General features: G+C 45.3%; 23 protein-coding genes. 4 read left to right on the top strand and 19 right to left on the bottom strand.

The window, feature by feature from the left end; translation table 11 throughout:
• Nucleotides 1-52: 52 nt before the first annotated feature.
• The gene (locus tag UF05_RS20900; RefSeq protein WP_025506136.1) at nt 53-625 is read left to right on the top strand and encodes a Crp/Fnr family transcriptional regulator; all 573 of its coding nucleotides are present in this window, start codon (nt 53-55) and stop codon (nt 623-625) included.
• 59 nt (nt 626-684) lie between these two features.
• Here UF05_RS20900 and dbpA read toward each other — a convergent pair whose 3' ends face one another.
• On the bottom strand, nt 685-2,064 hold the full coding sequence (dbpA, locus tag UF05_RS20895; RefSeq protein WP_005454697.1) for an ATP-dependent RNA helicase DbpA: 1,380 nt from the start codon (nt 2,062-2,064) through the stop codon (nt 685-687).
• A gap of 146 nt (nt 2,065-2,210) precedes the next feature.
• On the opposite strand from dbpA, the gene UF05_RS20890 reads away from it, so the two are divergent.
• Complete coding sequence (locus UF05_RS20890) at nt 2,211-2,672, top strand: GNAT family N-acetyltransferase (RefSeq protein WP_045544830.1); 462 nt, start codon at nt 2,211-2,213, stop codon at nt 2,670-2,672.
• 66 nt (nt 2,673-2,738) lie between these two features.
• Here the strand turns inward: UF05_RS20890 and UF05_RS20885 are convergent, their stop codons facing one another.
• Nucleotides 2,739-3,338 (bottom strand): LysM-like peptidoglycan-binding domain-containing protein, encoded by a 600-nt coding sequence (locus UF05_RS20885; protein ID WP_020904298.1) that lies wholly within the window; start codon nt 3,336-3,338, stop codon nt 2,739-2,741.
• A gap of 232 nt (nt 3,339-3,570) precedes the next feature.
• Here UF05_RS20885 and UF05_RS20880 point away from each other — a divergent pair, with 232 nt between their 5' ends.
• Complete coding sequence (locus UF05_RS20880) at nt 3,571-4,191, top strand: FKBP-type peptidyl-prolyl cis-trans isomerase (RefSeq protein ID WP_005496936.1); 621 nt, start codon at nt 3,571-3,573, stop codon at nt 4,189-4,191.
• 139 nt (nt 4,192-4,330) lie between these two features.
• Nucleotides 4,331-4,810, top strand: coding sequence for a DUF2780 domain-containing protein (locus UF05_RS20875; protein ID WP_031814142.1), 480 nt, complete (start codon nt 4,331-4,333; stop codon nt 4,808-4,810).
• Nucleotides 4,811-4,948: 138 nt separating this feature from the next.
• Here UF05_RS20875 and rplQ read toward each other — a convergent pair whose 3' ends face one another.
• The 17 genes from rplQ to rplN form a co-directional block, all read right to left on the bottom strand.
• Nucleotides 4,949-5,329 (bottom strand): 50S ribosomal protein L17, encoded by a 381-nt coding sequence (rplQ, locus tag UF05_RS20870; RefSeq protein ID WP_005383141.1) that lies wholly within the window; start codon nt 5,327-5,329, stop codon nt 4,949-4,951.
• A gap of 26 nt (nt 5,330-5,355) precedes the next feature.
• Nucleotides 5,356-6,348, bottom strand: coding sequence for a DNA-directed RNA polymerase subunit alpha (locus tag UF05_RS20865; RefSeq protein WP_005383143.1), 993 nt, complete (start codon nt 6,346-6,348; stop codon nt 5,356-5,358).
• Nucleotides 6,349-6,372: 24 nt separating this feature from the next.
• A complete protein-coding gene (rpsD, locus tag UF05_RS20860) occupies nt 6,373-6,993 on the bottom strand; it encodes a 30S ribosomal protein S4 (protein ID WP_005383146.1) in 621 nt (206 codons plus the stop codon).
• A 27-nt stretch (nt 6,994-7,020) separates the two neighbouring features.
• Nucleotides 7,021-7,410 (bottom strand): 30S ribosomal protein S11, encoded by a 390-nt coding sequence (gene rpsK / locus UF05_RS20855; protein WP_001118870.1) that lies wholly within the window; start codon nt 7,408-7,410, stop codon nt 7,021-7,023.
• Between the two features lie 18 nt (nt 7,411-7,428).
• A complete protein-coding gene (gene rpsM / locus UF05_RS20850) occupies nt 7,429-7,785 on the bottom strand; it encodes a 30S ribosomal protein S13 (RefSeq protein ID WP_005450559.1) in 357 nt (118 codons plus the stop codon).
• A gap of 149 nt (nt 7,786-7,934) precedes the next feature.
• Nucleotides 7,935-8,048, bottom strand: a complete 114-nt coding sequence (gene rpmJ / locus UF05_RS20845; RefSeq protein ID WP_000868186.1) for a 50S ribosomal protein L36 — start codon at nt 8,046-8,048, stop codon at nt 7,935-7,937.
• 38 nt (nt 8,049-8,086) lie between these two features.
• Complete coding sequence (gene secY, locus UF05_RS20840; protein ID WP_005481401.1) at nt 8,087-9,421, bottom strand: preprotein translocase subunit SecY; 1,335 nt, start codon at nt 9,419-9,421, stop codon at nt 8,087-8,089.
• A 20-nt stretch (nt 9,422-9,441) separates the two neighbouring features.
• Nucleotides 9,442-9,876, bottom strand: coding sequence for a 50S ribosomal protein L15 (gene rplO, locus UF05_RS20835; protein ID WP_005450562.1), 435 nt, complete (start codon nt 9,874-9,876; stop codon nt 9,442-9,444).
• A 5-nt stretch (nt 9,877-9,881) separates the two neighbouring features.
• A complete protein-coding gene (gene rpmD / locus UF05_RS20830; RefSeq protein WP_000201159.1) occupies nt 9,882-10,058 on the bottom strand; it encodes a 50S ribosomal protein L30 in 177 nt (58 codons plus the stop codon).
• Between the two features lie 7 nt (nt 10,059-10,065).
• Nucleotides 10,066-10,569 carry a 30S ribosomal protein S5 gene (gene rpsE / locus UF05_RS20825; protein WP_005435090.1) on the bottom strand — a complete coding sequence of 168 codons (504 nt, stop codon included), beginning with the start codon at nt 10,567-10,569 and terminating at the stop codon, nt 10,066-10,068.
• 14 nt (nt 10,570-10,583) lie between these two features.
• Nucleotides 10,584-10,937, bottom strand: coding sequence for a 50S ribosomal protein L18 (gene rplR / locus UF05_RS20820; RefSeq protein ID WP_005435088.1), 354 nt, complete (start codon nt 10,935-10,937; stop codon nt 10,584-10,586).
• A 9-nt stretch (nt 10,938-10,946) separates the two neighbouring features.
• Nucleotides 10,947-11,480, bottom strand: coding sequence for a 50S ribosomal protein L6 (gene rplF / locus UF05_RS20815; protein WP_005455654.1), 534 nt, complete (start codon nt 11,478-11,480; stop codon nt 10,947-10,949).
• 12 nt (nt 11,481-11,492) lie between these two features.
• Complete coding sequence (gene rpsH / locus UF05_RS20810; RefSeq protein ID WP_005455656.1) at nt 11,493-11,885, bottom strand: 30S ribosomal protein S8; 393 nt, start codon at nt 11,883-11,885, stop codon at nt 11,493-11,495.
• A 29-nt stretch (nt 11,886-11,914) separates the two neighbouring features.
• Nucleotides 11,915-12,220, bottom strand: coding sequence for a 30S ribosomal protein S14 (gene rpsN / locus UF05_RS20805; protein ID WP_005455658.1), 306 nt, complete (start codon nt 12,218-12,220; stop codon nt 11,915-11,917).
• Between the two features lie 17 nt (nt 12,221-12,237).
• A complete protein-coding gene (rplE, locus tag UF05_RS20800) occupies nt 12,238-12,777 on the bottom strand; it encodes a 50S ribosomal protein L5 (protein WP_005455660.1) in 540 nt (179 codons plus the stop codon).
• 23 nt (nt 12,778-12,800) lie between these two features.
• Complete coding sequence (gene rplX / locus UF05_RS20795; protein WP_005455662.1) at nt 12,801-13,118, bottom strand: 50S ribosomal protein L24; 318 nt, start codon at nt 13,116-13,118, stop codon at nt 12,801-12,803.
• A gap of 13 nt (nt 13,119-13,131) precedes the next feature.
• Nucleotides 13,132-13,503 (bottom strand): 50S ribosomal protein L14, encoded by a 372-nt coding sequence (gene rplN, locus UF05_RS20790; protein ID WP_005489425.1) that lies wholly within the window; start codon nt 13,501-13,503, stop codon nt 13,132-13,134.
• Between the last annotated feature and the right edge of the window lie 146 nt (nt 13,504-13,649).

Here is a 13,649-nt window from a genome sequence, read left to right as displayed (position 1 = left end):
AAGCAGTTAAGATAGTTCAAATGCGCTAACCCTTTCACTGCAGATAACCTTCATGCAAAACGACGTATTTTTCGATCTCACTCAACATGGCTTTTCAGAAGACGAAGCCTCACAACTCATGGTCTATGGACAAGAGTTAGAATTACCCACTAGGCACATTCTTAGCCATCAAGGTGAATTTAGTTCTCACATCTACTTCATTCTGGAAGGGTTATGCCACGCAAGCTATCTCACAGAGAAAGGCAAAGAATTCAGCAAAGAGTTTTATTGGGAAAAGGACTGGGTGATCGGCTTTGAAAGCGTGATAAAAGGTCAACCTTCACCGTACTTATTGGAAACGCTGACCGCATGTCATTTATTCTGTTTGCCTATCGAGGCATTGCATCAATGGCGCGCCGAAAAGCACTCAATTTACCTAAAATTGCTCGAAACGCAGTTGATGAACAAAGAGAATAAAGAACGTTTTATGCTGTTGTATTCGCCTGAGGAACGTTATCAGCTATTTTGCCACCACTACCCAGATTTAGAACAACGCATTACCGATAGCCAAATTGCGGCTTACCTCGGCATTACAGCTATCAGCTTGAGCCGTATTAAAGCGCGTTTAGCAAAAGACAGCGAATAAGAGACGTACCAAACAAAAAAAGGCTCTTCCAACGAAGAGCCTTTGTTCAATCTAATGACTTATTTAAGAAGACGCGCTCGAAACTGACGCCCTTTCATCTTACCCGTACTGATAATTTGCAATGCTTTCTTCGCGGCAGACTTTTCCACAGCAACGTAAGAACGCACAGGGAACAAATGAATCTTGCCCACTTGCGCACCTGGGATGCCATTTTTGCCAGTCAAACAACCAAGAATATCGCCAGGACGAACTTTTTGCTTCTTGCCGCCATCAATGTTGATGGTCACCATCTTCGCTTGGTATGGCTGCTGATTTGATTTCGCTGGCAAGGTCGCGGGTACCACATCCATCTCTAAGTACTCTTCGATACGAGCAACACGTAGACCGTCTTTTTCACCAAAGAAGCTGAACGCCAAACCTTTACTGCCTGCTCGGCCAGTACGGCCAATACGGTGCACGTGCACTTCTGGGTCACGAGACAGCTCAAAGTTGAACACAGCATCAAGATTGTCCACATCCAAACCTCGTGCCGCCACGTCCGTTGCCACAAGAATAGAAACGCTCTTGTTCGCAAATTGCACCAGTGCTTGATCACGTTCACGCTGTTCAAGATCACCGTGAATATCGATCACGCTAAAGCCACGATGGTGTAATTCATCCGCAACATTTTGAACCTCTTTCTTCGTATTACAGAACACCACCGCCGACTCTGGTTGGTAAGTCAAAAGAAGATTGGCTAGCGCCTCATCACGCGCTTCAGTTCCTTCTACTTTGTAGAAGTATTGAGCAATGCTGGAAGTATCGTGAGTCGATTCAACCTTGATCATCTCTGGCGATTTCATAATACGCTGAGCGATTTTCTCGATCTTCTCTGGGAATGTGGCGCTAAAAAGCAATGTCTGACGCTGTTTAGGCGCCGCATTAATAATCGCATCCAAAGCGTCTTGGAAGCCCATTTCTAGCATACGATCGGCTTCATCCAGCACCAGTGTATTCAGCTCTTCCAAGTTAATACGGCCTTTCTCAAGGTGATCCAGAATACGCCCCGGAGTACCAACAAGGATATGTGCACCATGCTCTAACGAACCAATTTGCGGTCCCATCGGCATACCACCGCACAACGTAAGTACTTTAATGTTATGGATACCACGCCCTAGCGTTCGAATTTCTTTAGCAACTTGATCCGCCAGTTCGCGAGTCGGACACAGCACCAAAGCCTGCACGCGAAATCGTTTTACGTTTAGATTTGATAGCACGCCAAGACCAAACGCCGCTGTTTTACCCGAGCCCGTTTTACCCTGACCAATTACGTCACGCTGATTCAAAATCGCCGGTAAGCTTAACGCTTGAATTGGCGTCATATGGGTGTAGTTCAATGAATCCAGCGTTTCTAGTAGCGCAGGGTTCAGGCCTACTTGGTCAAAAGTTTGTTTGCTCACAGGGAAATATCCTCAGGTGGGATGAAAAAGAGGGCACATTATCGCCAGATTTTCTGGGAAGACCAGTGAAAATTAACCATTGTTAATGAGTATTGAAACAAAAGCGAGTACATTCAGGCACTCTACTATCATTATGGACGACGGACATGACCACTTGGATCACTTTGCCTTTTACTCAACTAACTACTTTACAACTGTATGAGATGCTGCGCTTACGCGTCGATGTGTTCGTCGTCGAGCAAACTTGCCCGTACCCGGAGCTAGATGGTAAGGATATTATTGACGGCGTTCATCACCTACTCGGCTACCACAATGATGAATTAGTTGCCTGCGCTCGGCTTCTGCCAGCTGGAACCACTTACGATAACGTCAGTATTGGCCGAGTCGTGACCAAACAAACAGCCCGAGGTGGTGGCTTAGGCCATCAGCTAATCACACGAGCCATCCAAGCATGTTCTACGTTATGGCCCGAAAAAACCATAGACATTGGTGCACAAGAACATCTTATCGATTTTTATGCTCACCATGGATTTGAAGTTATTTCTGACAGTTACTTAGAAGATGGAATTCCACACGTAGACATGCGTAGGAAGCAATCGACTCAATAAACCTCTACAAAACTGCAATAAAAAAGACGCGAGATAATCGCGTCTTTTTTAAATCTACAATGGAAACTATTTGTTTCGGCCGAAGCTGCCATCCGATAGGCGAAAAAACATAACCGAATGATCGCTCTTTTCCAGTTGCAACATATCTAACTGGCCGTTTTCTGAGAGTTTAAAACGGATGAGTTGCCCCTGCTTGATATGGCTCAGTGGCTTGTCGCTTCCTTCTATTTTTACTAAGGCGCTAAGGTCAGCCATAGAAAGCTGATTGTTGCGAAAAACTTGAGCTAACGTATCACCATTCTTCACATGGTACTCTTTCCAGTCTTCTGACTTAGGCCCCGAGTTTTGCGACGTACGTTGCTGACTCAGGCTTTGCGCATTTAACTGGATCGCAACACGCTGGCTATCCACTTCACCCTGCTGTTCGACTAACGCTTCCGTTTTTTTCGGTAACGGTACAATCAGAAGTAGAAGTAATAATGGCATTAACACCATCAAAGCTCGTTGATGGAATTTAGGTAAGCGCTGCCAAAATGCCTTGATTGGTTCTACACGTTCCAACCACTTACTTTTGTTGAACGGCTGCTTCCAGTTGATAGCAGCGAACTTTTGTTTGACCAACTCGACGTAGTCGACTTGCTGCTTTTTCTTTCTGCGACGATTCATGTTGATGTGTCCCTTAATACTTCTACTACCAGTATAAAAATACCAGCGCGGAGAGTATATGGTTTTGACTAAAGTAAAATGGAATTTGGTTTAAATTAGCAGAAATTTCACTTGGAGTAAGAGATAAGTCACACGCTGACTGGTCAGATAACGCAATCGCCAGCAATTATTTAAACCTAAGCTCGAAACTGATATCCTGTTACCTTTATCACTCCTAATAAGAGCGACATTCATGTCTGAAATTAAATTTGAAACTGCAGAACAAAAAGCAAGCTACGGCATTGGTCTGCAAATGGGTCAGCAACTAGCTGGCTCTGGTCTTGAAGGCCTTAGCGTTGACGCTATCGCTGCGGGTATCGCAACAGCATTGACTGGCGAAATGCCATCAATCGAAATTGACGAAATCAACAATGCACTGCAAGAGCTACACACTCGCGCAGAAGCAGCTCGTCAAGAAGCTGCTAAAGCAGCAGCAGCTGATGGTGAAGCGTTCCTAAAAGACAACGCTCTACGTCCAGAAGTTAATGTTCTTGAATCTGGCCTACAGTACGAAATCATCAATGAAGGTACTGGCGAAATCCCAACAGCTGATAAATCTGTACGTGTTCACTACCACGGTGAACTAACAGACGGCACAGTATTCGACAGCTCTGTATCTCGCGGCCAACCAGCTGAGTTCCCAGTAACTGGCGTAATTAAAGGTTGGGTTGAAGCTCTACAACTAATGCCTGTAGGTTCTAAGTGGAAACTATACATCCCACAAGACCTTGCGTACGGTGAACGTGGCGCAGGCGCTGCAATCCCTCCATTCGCAGCACTAGTATTCGAAGTTGAACTACTAGACATTCTATAATTGAGACTTTTCTCAATGACCTACATAAAGCGGCGCATTAGCGCCGCTTTTTTTATAAAATAATAGAAGTTGTCAGTCAAATGACCTTCAAAAAATAAATACAACAAATAAGTTAAATCGCTCAACCGTCGGAGGTACTATGCGTAAAACTCTCCTAACTTTAGCTCTCCTATCAATGAATATTGGCAGCGCACATGCGTTTTTGGATACTGTCGTAGATAAGAGCAGCAAAAATGGTCTTATGGATATGGTAAGCCAAGGCCTAAATGCAGAATCTTCACCTCTTACTGAGCTACTAACGAGTCAGCTACCAGTTTCGACAGAACAAGCTGCAGGTGGCAGCAGTGCCCTAATTGCACTTGCTCAAAGCCAACTGTCTCAACAAAACAGCACGGAATTGCAGTCATTGATCCCTGGATTATCCAACTTGAAAGGTGCACAAAGCCTGTTAGGTAACATCGAAAGCTTGAGTGCCGTACAAAGCGCATTTAATACACTAGGACTAGACCCGTCGATGATCAGCCAATTTGCACCAGTGATTTTAGGTTACCTAAATGAGCAAGGAGCAAGTGAGGGACTATTGAAGTCTTTAAGCGGTCTATGGACGAGCGGTAAGTAATTTCGCTTTAAGCGAAATCCCCATCGAAATAGAAGTAAAAAGAATGGGAGCCTACAGACAGTAGGCTCCCATTTTTGAACAAATTACAGATACAAAAAAGCCGAGCTAACGCTCGGCTTTCTCGTTCTTACGAACTGATTACTCAGCAGCTTCTTCAGCAGCTGGGCGATCTACAAGCTCAATGTAAGCCATTGGAGCTTTATCACCAGCACGGAAGCCAGCTTTTAGGATACGAGTGTAACCGCCCTGACGAGCAGCAAAACGTGGACCTAGTTCGTTAAATAGTTTTGCAACTACTTCGTTGTCACGAGTACGTGCAAATGCTAGACGACGGTTAGCAACACTGTCAGTCTTAGCTAGTGTAATCAAAGGCTCAACTACGCGACGTAGCTCTTTTGCTTTTGGCAAAGTAGTCTTGATAACTTCATGACGTACTAGAGAGCTAGCCATGTTGCTAAACATCGCTTTACGATGTGAGCTGTTGCGGTTGAGTTGACGACCACTCTTACGATGGCGCATGACCTAATCCTTCTAACTAGTATCGATTAATCTTCAGCGATTGATGCAGGTGGCCAGTTTTCTAGGCGCATGCCCAGAGATAGACCACGTGACGCAAGTACGTCTTTAATCTCAGTAAGAGACTTTTTACCAAGGTTAGGCGTTTTAAGTAGCTCAACCTCAGTACGTTGTACTAGATCACCGATGTAGTGAATCGCTTCTGCTTTCAGACAGTTAGCAGAGCGAACTGTTAGTTCAAGATCGTCTACAGGACGCAGTAGGATCGGATCGAATTCTGGCTTCTCTTCCTTCTCCTCAGGAACACGTACATCACGAAGATCTACGAATGCATCCAATTGTTCAGCTAGGATAGTAGCTGCACGACGGATTGCTTCCTCAGGTTCTAGAGTACCGTTTGTTTCCATATCGATAACAAGCTTGTCTAGATCAGTACGCTGTTCTACACGAGCTGCTTCTACAGCGTAGGCAATTTTGTCTACTGGGCTGTAAGTAGCATCTACTAGTAGGCGACCGATTGGACGCTCGTCTTCTTCATTATGGATACGCGCAGAAGCTGGAACATAACCACGACCACGTTCAACTTTAATACGCATTGCGATTTCAGCGTTGTCATCCGTTAGGTGACAAATAACGTGTTCAGGGTTAGCGATCTCTACATCACCGTCATGGGTGATGTCACCTGCAACCACAGGGCCCGAGCCTGATTTGTTCAAAGTAATGAACACTTCATCTTTGCCTTCAGCTACACGCACTGCCAAACCTTTAAGGTTTAGAAGGATTTCAAGAATATCTTCTTGTACGCCTTCTTTAGTGCTGTACTCATGAAGTACGCCTTCAATTTCTACTTCTGTCACTGCACAACCAGGCATAGAAGATAGAAGAATGCGGCGAAGTGCATTACCCAGAGTATGACCAAAGCCACGCTCTAATGGCTCAAGAGTTACTTTTGCGTGAGTCGAGCTGATTTGTTCGATGTCAACTAGACGTGGCTTAAGAAATTCTGTTACAGAACCCTGCATTGTGTCCTCTCTTTAGTTTAAACCTTACTTAGAGTAAAGCTCGACGATCAATTGTTCGTTGATGTCAGCTGATAGATCAGAACGCTCAGGCATACGCTTGAATGTACCTTCCATCTTGCCACCATCTACTTCAATCCAAGTTGGTTTTTCACGTTGTTCAGCAACTTCTAGAGCTGCTTTGATACGAGCTTGCTGTTTAGCTTTCTCGCGAATAGAAACAACGTCATTAGCCGCTACTTTGAAAGAAGGAACGTTTACAACTTTACCGTTAACTAGGATAGCTTTGTGGCTAACTAGCTGACGTGCTTCTGCGCGAGTTGCGCCAAAGCCCATGCGGTAAACTACGTTATCAAGACGACCTTCAAGAAGCTGAAGCAGGTTCTCACCTGTGTTGCCTTTAAGACGTGCAGCTTCTTTGTAGTAGTTACGGAATTGTTTTTCTAGCACGCCGTACATACGACGAACTTTTTGCTTCTCACGAAGCTGAACGCCATACTCAGATAGACGACCGCGACGAGCGCCGTGTACACCTGGTGCGTTATCAATTTTACACTTGGTATCGATCGCGCGAACACCAGACTTAAGGAATAAGTCAGTGCCTTCACGACGGCTAAGCTTCAGCTTAGGACCCAAATATCTTGCCATGATTCTTCTCCAATAGTCCTAGAAACGTTATACGCGACGTTTCTTAGGTGGACGACAACCGTTATGAGGGATTGGTGTAGCATCAACGATGTTTGTGATGCGGAAACCAGCTGCGTTCAGTGCGCGAACAGTAGATTCACGACCTGGACCAGGACCCTTAACCATAACTTCCAAGTTCTTTAGACCGTATTCTTTAGCCATTTCAGCACAACGCTCAGCAGCAACCTGTGCAGCGAACGGAGTAGACTTACGAGAACCACGGAAACCAGAACCACCTGCAGTAGCCCATGCAAGAGCGTTACCTTGACGGTCAGTAATGGTTACGATTGTGTTATTGAAAGAAGCATGGATGTGCGCAACGCCATCTGCAACTTGCTTGCGTACGCGCTTACGAGCGCGAGTTGGTTGTTTAGCCATTGTACTCTACCTTCCCGATTATTTCTTGATCGGCTTACGCGGACCCTTACGGGTGCGAGCGTTGGTTTTAGTACGCTGTCCACGTAGCGGTAGACTGCGACGATGACGAAGACCACGGTAACAGCCAAGGTCCATAAGACGCTTGATGTTCATAGATACTTCACGACGTAGATCACCTTCTACAGTGTACTTAGCTACACCATCACGCAGTTGATCGATCTGCTCTTCAGTTAGTTCACTGATCTTAACATCTTCAGCAATACCCACTTCAGCTAGGATAGCTTGAGAGCGAGTTTTACCGATGCCGTAGATCGCCGTTAGAGCGATTACAGCGTGTTTCTGATCAGGAATGTTAATGCCTGCTATACGGGCCATTATTCACTCCTAAGTGTTTCTATAAAAGAATTAGCCGCAGCAAAGCCCGTTATGGATACGCTGCGGAATACTACTTCTTTTGCACGCAAAAGGTAGGCCGAGGAATATACTCGACCCAACCTTCATTTTCAAGTAAAAATTTCTGCTAATTAGCCTTGGCGCTGTTTGTGCTTTGGCTCACTGCAAATCACGCGAACGACACCGTTACGCTTGATTACTTTACAGTTACGGCAGATTTTTTTAACGGAAGCACGAACTTTCATTGCTAAACTCCGTAAATGAAACTGAGTCTACCGCCGGATTAACGGCCGTAGCCTTTCAGATTCGCTTTCTTCAACACAGAATCATACTGTTGAGACATCAGATGAGTCTGTACCTGTGCCATAAAGTCCATAATTACAACAACTACGATTAGTAGTGATGTACCGCCGAAGTAGAAACGTACGTTCCACGCGACCATCATGAACTCGGGAATCAGACAGATAAAGGTAATGTACAGTGCACCAGCAAGGGTAAGACGTGTCATTACTTTATCGATGTACTTCGCTGTCTGCTCACCTGGGCGGATACCGGGTACGAATGCACCAGACTTCTTCAAGTTATCTGCTGTTTCACGCGGGTTGAAAACCAACGCCGTGTAGAAGAAACAGAAGAAGATAATTGCTGCTGCATATAGCATTACATACAATGGCTGACCTGGGCTAAGAGCCAAAGACACGTCAGTTAACCAACCGAACGCGCTGCTCTCACCATTCTGACCAAACCACTGAGCCAGTGTTCCTGGGAACAGGATAATGCTTGATGCGAAAATCGCTGGAATAACACCTGCCATATTAATTTTAAGTGGCAAGTGAGAACTTTGTGCAGCAAATACTTTACGACCTTGTTGACGCTTCGCGTAGTTAACGACGATTCGACGCTGACCACGTTCCATGAAAACAACGAAGTAAATTACTGCAAAAGCTAATACCGCGATTAGCAACAGAAGAAGTACATGCAATTCACCTTGACGCGCTTGCTCGATTGTTTGACCGATTGCAGAAGGCAATCCAGCAACAATACCTGCAAAAATTAGTAACGAAATACCGTTACCAATTCCACGCTCTGTAATTTGTTCACCTAACCACATTAGGAACATGGTGCCGGTTACTAAACTTACGGTAGCAATTAGCGTAAACATGGTTTGGTTGATAACAACCAGATTGTCGACCATGTTTGGTAAGCCTGTTGCGATACCTATAGCCTGGAAGGTTGCAAGTACAAGCGTGCCGTAGCGTGTGTATTGGCTGATCTTACGACGGCCTGCTTCACCCTCTTTTTTGAGTTCAGCTAACGCTGGATGAACTACAGTTAGCAATTGGACAACAATAGATGCCGAAATATACGGCATGATGCCCAATGCTAATATAGATGCACGCTCAAGAGCACCACCGGAAAACATGTTAAACATTTCAACGATGGTACCTTTTTGCTGTTCGAACAAATCGGCAAGTACAGCAGCGTCAATACCAGGAATCGGCACAAAAGAGCCGGCTCGGAATACTAAAAGTGCACCAATTACGAATAACAAGCGCGACTTTAGTTCACTTAAGCCGCTCTGAGCACTACGAAAATCTTGTCCTGGTTTCTTAGCCATCTGTACCTCGTTCCTCGAGATTATTCCTCGATTTTACCGCCTGCAGCTTCGATTGCAGCTTTAGCGCCTTTAGTCACACGTAGACCTTTAACAGTCACTGCTTTGTTAATTTCACCAGAAAGAACAACTTTAACGAATTCGATGTTCTTAGTGATGATGTTAGCAGCTTTAAGGCTGTTTAGATCAACCACGTCACCAGAAACTTTCGCTAGCTCAGCTAGACGAACTTCAGCAGACACTAGGCTCTTACGAGAAGTGAAACCGAATTTTGGTAGACGTTGTTTCAGAGGCATCTGACCGCCTTCGAAACCTGGACGAACTTTACCGCCAGAACGTGATTTTTGACCTTTGTGACCACGGCCACCAGTTTTACCTAGGCCAGAACCGATACCACGGCCTACACGCTTAGGAGCATGTTTAGAGCCAGCAGCCGGTGCAAGAGTATTCAAACGCATTCTGATTACTCCTCAACTTTAACCATGTAGTAAACCTTGTTGATCATACCGCGTACGCACGGAGTATCTTCAAGTTCTACTGTGTGGTTGATTTTACGAAGACCTAGACCACGCAAAGTAGCTTTGTGCTTTGGTAGGCGGCCAATTGAGCTTTTAGTTTGAGTTACTTTAATAGTTGCCATGGTGTTCTTACTCCGAAATAGCTTCAACAGTTAGACCACGTTTAGCAGCAACCATTTCTGGCGACTTCATGCTACCTAGTGCATCGATCGTTGCACGAACGATGTTGATAGGGTTCGTTGAACCGTATGCTTTAGATAGTACGTTGTGTACACCAGCAACTTCTAGTACTGCACGCATCGCACCACCTGCGATAACACCAGTACCTTCTGCTGCAGGCTGCATGTAAACTTTAGAGCCCGAGTGGCGACCTTTCACTGGGTGGTGAAGAGTGCCTTCGTTTAGAGCGATCGTAGTCATGTTACGACGCGCTTTTTCCATTGCTTTTTGGATCGCTGCAGGTACTTCACGAGCTTTGCCGTAACCGAAACCTACACGACCATTACCGTCACCAACTACTGTTAGTGCAGTGAAGCTCATGATTCGACCGCCTTTAACCGTTTTAGAAACACGGTTAACTGCGATTAGCTTTTCTTGCAAATCATTCGCTTGAACTTGTTGTTCTTTAGCCATCTTCCAACCCTACCTTAGAATTTCAGACCAGCTTCGCGAGCAGATTCTGCTAGCGCCGCTACTCGACCGTGGTATTGGAAACCAGAACGATCAAATGCAACTGCAGTTACGCCTTTTTCAAGAGCGCGTTCTGCAACAGCTTTACCTACTGCTTTAGCTGCATCAACGTTACCAGTGTATTTCACTTGCTCACGGATCGCTTTTTCTACAGTAGAAGCTGCTGCGATAACCTCAGAGCCGTTAGCCGCGATAACCTGTGCGTACACGTGACGAGGAGTACGGTGTACAACTAGGCGAGTCGCACCCAGTTCTGCAATCTTACGACGTGCGCGTGTAGCACGACGGATGCGAGATGCTTTCTTATCCATAGTGTTACCTTACTTCTTCTTAGCTTCTTTAGTACGCACATTTTCATCTGCGTAACGAACACCTTTACCTTTGTAAGGCTCAGGTTGACGGTAAGAACGAATGTCAGCCGCAACTTGACCAACTAGTTGTTTGTCACAACCAGTAATCACGATTTCAGTTTGGCTTGGACATTCAGCTTTGATACCCGCTGGCAACTCGTGCTCAACTGGGTGTGAGAAGCCTAGTGTTAGACCTACAGCGTTGCCTTTGATAGCAGCACGGTAACCAACACCTTTAAGAGTTAGCTTCTTAGTAAAGCCTTCAGTAACACCAACAACCATGTTGTTAACTAGTGCACGAGCAGTACCTGCTTGTGCCCAAGCGTTAGCAACACCTTCTTTAGGACCGAAAGTTAGGTTGTTTTCTTCCTGAGCGATAACTACAGCGTCGTTTAGTACGCGAGTTAGTTCGCCTTTAGCACCTTTTACAGTGATTTCTTGGCCGTTTAGTTTCACCTCTACGCCAGCTGGAATAGCGACAGGTGCTTTAGCAACACGAGACATATTCTACTCCTATTAAGCTACGTAGCAGATGATTTCACCACCAAGACCTGCTTTACGTGCAGCGCGGTCTGACATAAGACCCTTGGAAGTAGAAACGATAGCAATACCAAGACCACCCATTACAGAAGGAAGTTCATCTTTCTTCTTGTAAACACGTAGACCTGGACGAGAAACACGTTTAAGTTGCTCGATTACTGGTTTAGCTTGGAAGTACTTAAGAGTTACTTCTAGCTCAGGTTTTGCTTCGCCTTCAACAGCGAAGTCAACGATGTAACCTTCAGCTTTTAGTAGTGCAGCAATTGCAACTTTAAGCTTTGAAGAAGGCATTTTAACAGCAACTTTGTTTGCTGCCTGACCGTTACGAACGCGGGTCAGCATATCCGAAATCGGATCTTGCATGCTCATATGATTTACTCCAAATGATTAAGTGGCAATTACCAGCTAGCCTTACGAAGACCCGGAATCTCGCCTTTCATGCAAGCTTCACGAACCTTAATACGGCTTAGACCGAACTTACGTAGGTAACCGTGTGGACGACCAGTTTGGTTACAACGGTTGCGCTGACGTGATGCACTTGAATCACGTGGAAGAGATTGCAGTGTAAGAACTGCGTTCCAACGATCTTCTTCAGATGCGTTTACATCGCTGATGATAGCTTTTAGCGCTGCACGCTTTTCAGCGAACTTAGCTACTAGCTTTGCACGTTTAGCTTCACGTGCTTTCATTGATTGTTTAGCCATAACAGTAACCCTTCACCTTACTTACGGAATGGGAAGTTAAAGGCAGCCAGCAGAGCACGGCCTTCCTCATCAGTACCAGCAGACGTCGTAATAGTGATGTCTAGACCGCGTACACGATCAACTTTATCAAAGTCGATTTCCGGGAAGATGATTTGCTCGCGAACGCCCATGCTGTAGTTACCGCGACCGTCAAAAGACTTAGCGCTAACACCACGGAAGTCACGTACACGTGGAAGAGCGATGTTAATCAAACGCTCAAGAAAATCCCACATACGTTCGCCACGCAAGGTTACTTTACAACCGATAGGGTAGCCTTCACGGATTTTGAAACCTGCAACAGATTTACGCGCTTTAGTGATAAGTGGCTTTTGACCAGAGATCGTTGCCATATCAGATGCTGCGTTTTCTAGCAGTTTCTTATCGTTGATTGCTTCACCAACACCCATGTTTAGGGTGATTTTCTCGATTCTAGGGACTTGCATGACGCTTGTGTAACTGAACTGTTTGGTCAGTTCAGCGACTACAGACGACTTGTAGTAATCATGCAGTTTCGCCATAGTAGAACTCCAAATTACTTCTATTAGTTAGAAACGGTTTCGCCGTTAGACTTGAAGAAACGAACTTTTTTGCCGTCTTCAAAACGGAAACCGATACGGTCAGCTTTACCAGTAGCTGCATTAAAGATAGCCACGTTAGAAACATCGATTGCTGCTTCTTGCTCTACGATACCGCCTTGGATACCTAGTGCAGGAACAGGTTTCTGGTGTTTCTTAACAAGGTTGATACCTTCAACGATAACTTTACCAGTTGCTAGGACCTTAGTTACTTTACCTTTCTTGCCTTTGTCTTTACCAGCAAGAACGATTACTTCGTCATTACGACGGATTTTAGCTGCCATTTCTACGTGCTCCTTACAGAACTTCTGGAGCCAGTGAAACGATCTTCATGAACTTATCGCCACGAAGTTCGCGTGTCACAGGACCAAAGATACGTGTACCGATTGGTTGCTCAGTAGTGTTATTCAACAGTACGCAAGCATTTCGGTCGAAGCGAATGACAGAACCGTCAGGACGACGTACGCCTTTACGGGTGCGCACTACAACCGCCTTCATAACGTCACCTTTTTTAACTTTACCGCGAGGAATTGCTTCCTTAACAGTAACTTTGATGACGTCACCGATATGTGCATAACGGCGGTGTGAGCCACCCAGAACCTTAATACACATTACGCTGCGTGCGCCTGAGTTATCAGCTGCGTCCAGCATACTTTGCATTTGGATCATGTTAGTGCTCCGCTAAATATTAATAACTAGACCCATCACGGGTCGGGCTGCCTCTTTATAAGGGACGCGAATTGTACCACCCTTTTCTGTGATTGGGTAGTCAAAAAATAAACGGCTCCAAAAATATTTTTGGAGCCGTTTCTTAT

The sequence above is a fragment of the Vibrio sp. S457-15 genome (assembly GCF_000960545.1).
Lineage (GTDB): Bacteria > Pseudomonadota > Gammaproteobacteria > Enterobacterales > Vibrionaceae > Vibrio > Vibrio parahaemolyticus.
The sequence above is the reverse complement of the archived record's forward strand: the minus strand, read 5'-3'. Positions and strand labels throughout refer to the sequence as shown.

Excerpts from the sequence above, each read along its gene's own strand:
- rpsH (WP_005455656.1), bottom strand. The coding sequence starts at position 11,885 with ATGAGCATGCAAGATCCGATTTCGGATATGCTGACCCGCGTTCGTAAC.
- rplO (WP_005450562.1), bottom strand. The coding sequence starts at position 9,876 with ATGCGTTTGAATACTCTTGCACCGGCTGCTGGCTCTAAACATGCTCCT.
- UF05_RS20875 (WP_031814142.1), top strand. The coding sequence starts at position 4,331 with ATGCGTAAAACTCTCCTAACTTTAGCTCTCCTATCAATGAATATTGGC.
- UF05_RS20890 (WP_045544830.1), top strand. The coding sequence starts at position 2,211 with ATGACCACTTGGATCACTTTGCCTTTTACTCAACTAACTACTTTACAA.
- rpsD (WP_005383146.1), bottom strand. The coding sequence starts at position 6,993 with ATGGCAAGATATTTGGGTCCTAAGCTGAAGCTTAGCCGTCGTGAAGGC.
- rplR (WP_005435088.1), bottom strand. The coding sequence starts at position 10,937 with ATGGATAAGAAAGCATCTCGCATCCGTCGTGCTACACGCGCACGTCGT.
- rpsE (WP_005435090.1), bottom strand. The coding sequence starts at position 10,569 with ATGGCTAAAGAACAACAAGTTCAAGCGAATGATTTGCAAGAAAAGCTA.
- rpsM (WP_005450559.1), bottom strand. The coding sequence starts at position 7,785 with ATGGCCCGTATAGCAGGCATTAACATTCCTGATCAGAAACACGCTGTA.
- UF05_RS20900 (WP_025506136.1), top strand. The coding sequence starts at position 53 with ATGCAAAACGACGTATTTTTCGATCTCACTCAACATGGCTTTTCAGAA.
- UF05_RS20880 (WP_005496936.1), top strand. The coding sequence starts at position 3,571 with ATGTCTGAAATTAAATTTGAAACTGCAGAACAAAAAGCAAGCTACGGC.
- UF05_RS20885 (WP_020904298.1), bottom strand. The coding sequence starts at position 3,338 with ATGAATCGTCGCAGAAAGAAAAAGCAGCAAGTCGACTACGTCGAGTTG.
- rpmD (WP_000201159.1), bottom strand. The coding sequence starts at position 10,058 with ATGGCAACTATTAAAGTAACTCAAACTAAAAGCTCAATTGGCCGCCTA.
- rplQ (WP_005383141.1), bottom strand. The coding sequence starts at position 5,329 with ATGCGCCATCGTAAGAGTGGTCGTCAACTCAACCGCAACAGCTCACAT.
- rplE (WP_005455660.1), bottom strand. The coding sequence starts at position 12,777 with ATGGCGAAACTGCATGATTACTACAAGTCGTCTGTAGTCGCTGAACTG.
- UF05_RS20865 (WP_005383143.1), bottom strand. The coding sequence starts at position 6,348 with ATGCAGGGTTCTGTAACAGAATTTCTTAAGCCACGTCTAGTTGACATC.
- rplF (WP_005455654.1), bottom strand. The coding sequence starts at position 11,480 with ATGTCTCGTGTTGCTAAAGCACCTGTCGCTATTCCAGCTGGCGTAGAG.
- rplX (WP_005455662.1), bottom strand. The coding sequence starts at position 13,118 with ATGGCAGCTAAAATCCGTCGTAATGACGAAGTAATCGTTCTTGCTGGT.
- rpmJ (WP_000868186.1), bottom strand. The coding sequence starts at position 8,048 with ATGAAAGTTCGTGCTTCCGTTAAAAAAATCTGCCGTAACTGTAAAGTA.
- rpsN (WP_005455658.1), bottom strand. The coding sequence starts at position 12,220 with ATGGCTAAACAATCAATGAAAGCACGTGAAGCTAAACGTGCAAAGCTA.
- rpsK (WP_001118870.1), bottom strand. The coding sequence starts at position 7,410 with ATGGCTAAACAACCAACTCGCGCTCGTAAGCGCGTACGCAAGCAAGTT.
- secY (WP_005481401.1), bottom strand. The coding sequence starts at position 9,421 with ATGGCTAAGAAACCAGGACAAGATTTTCGTAGTGCTCAGAGCGGCTTA.
- rplN (WP_005489425.1), bottom strand. The coding sequence starts at position 13,503 with ATGATCCAAATGCAAAGTATGCTGGACGCAGCTGATAACTCAGGCGCA.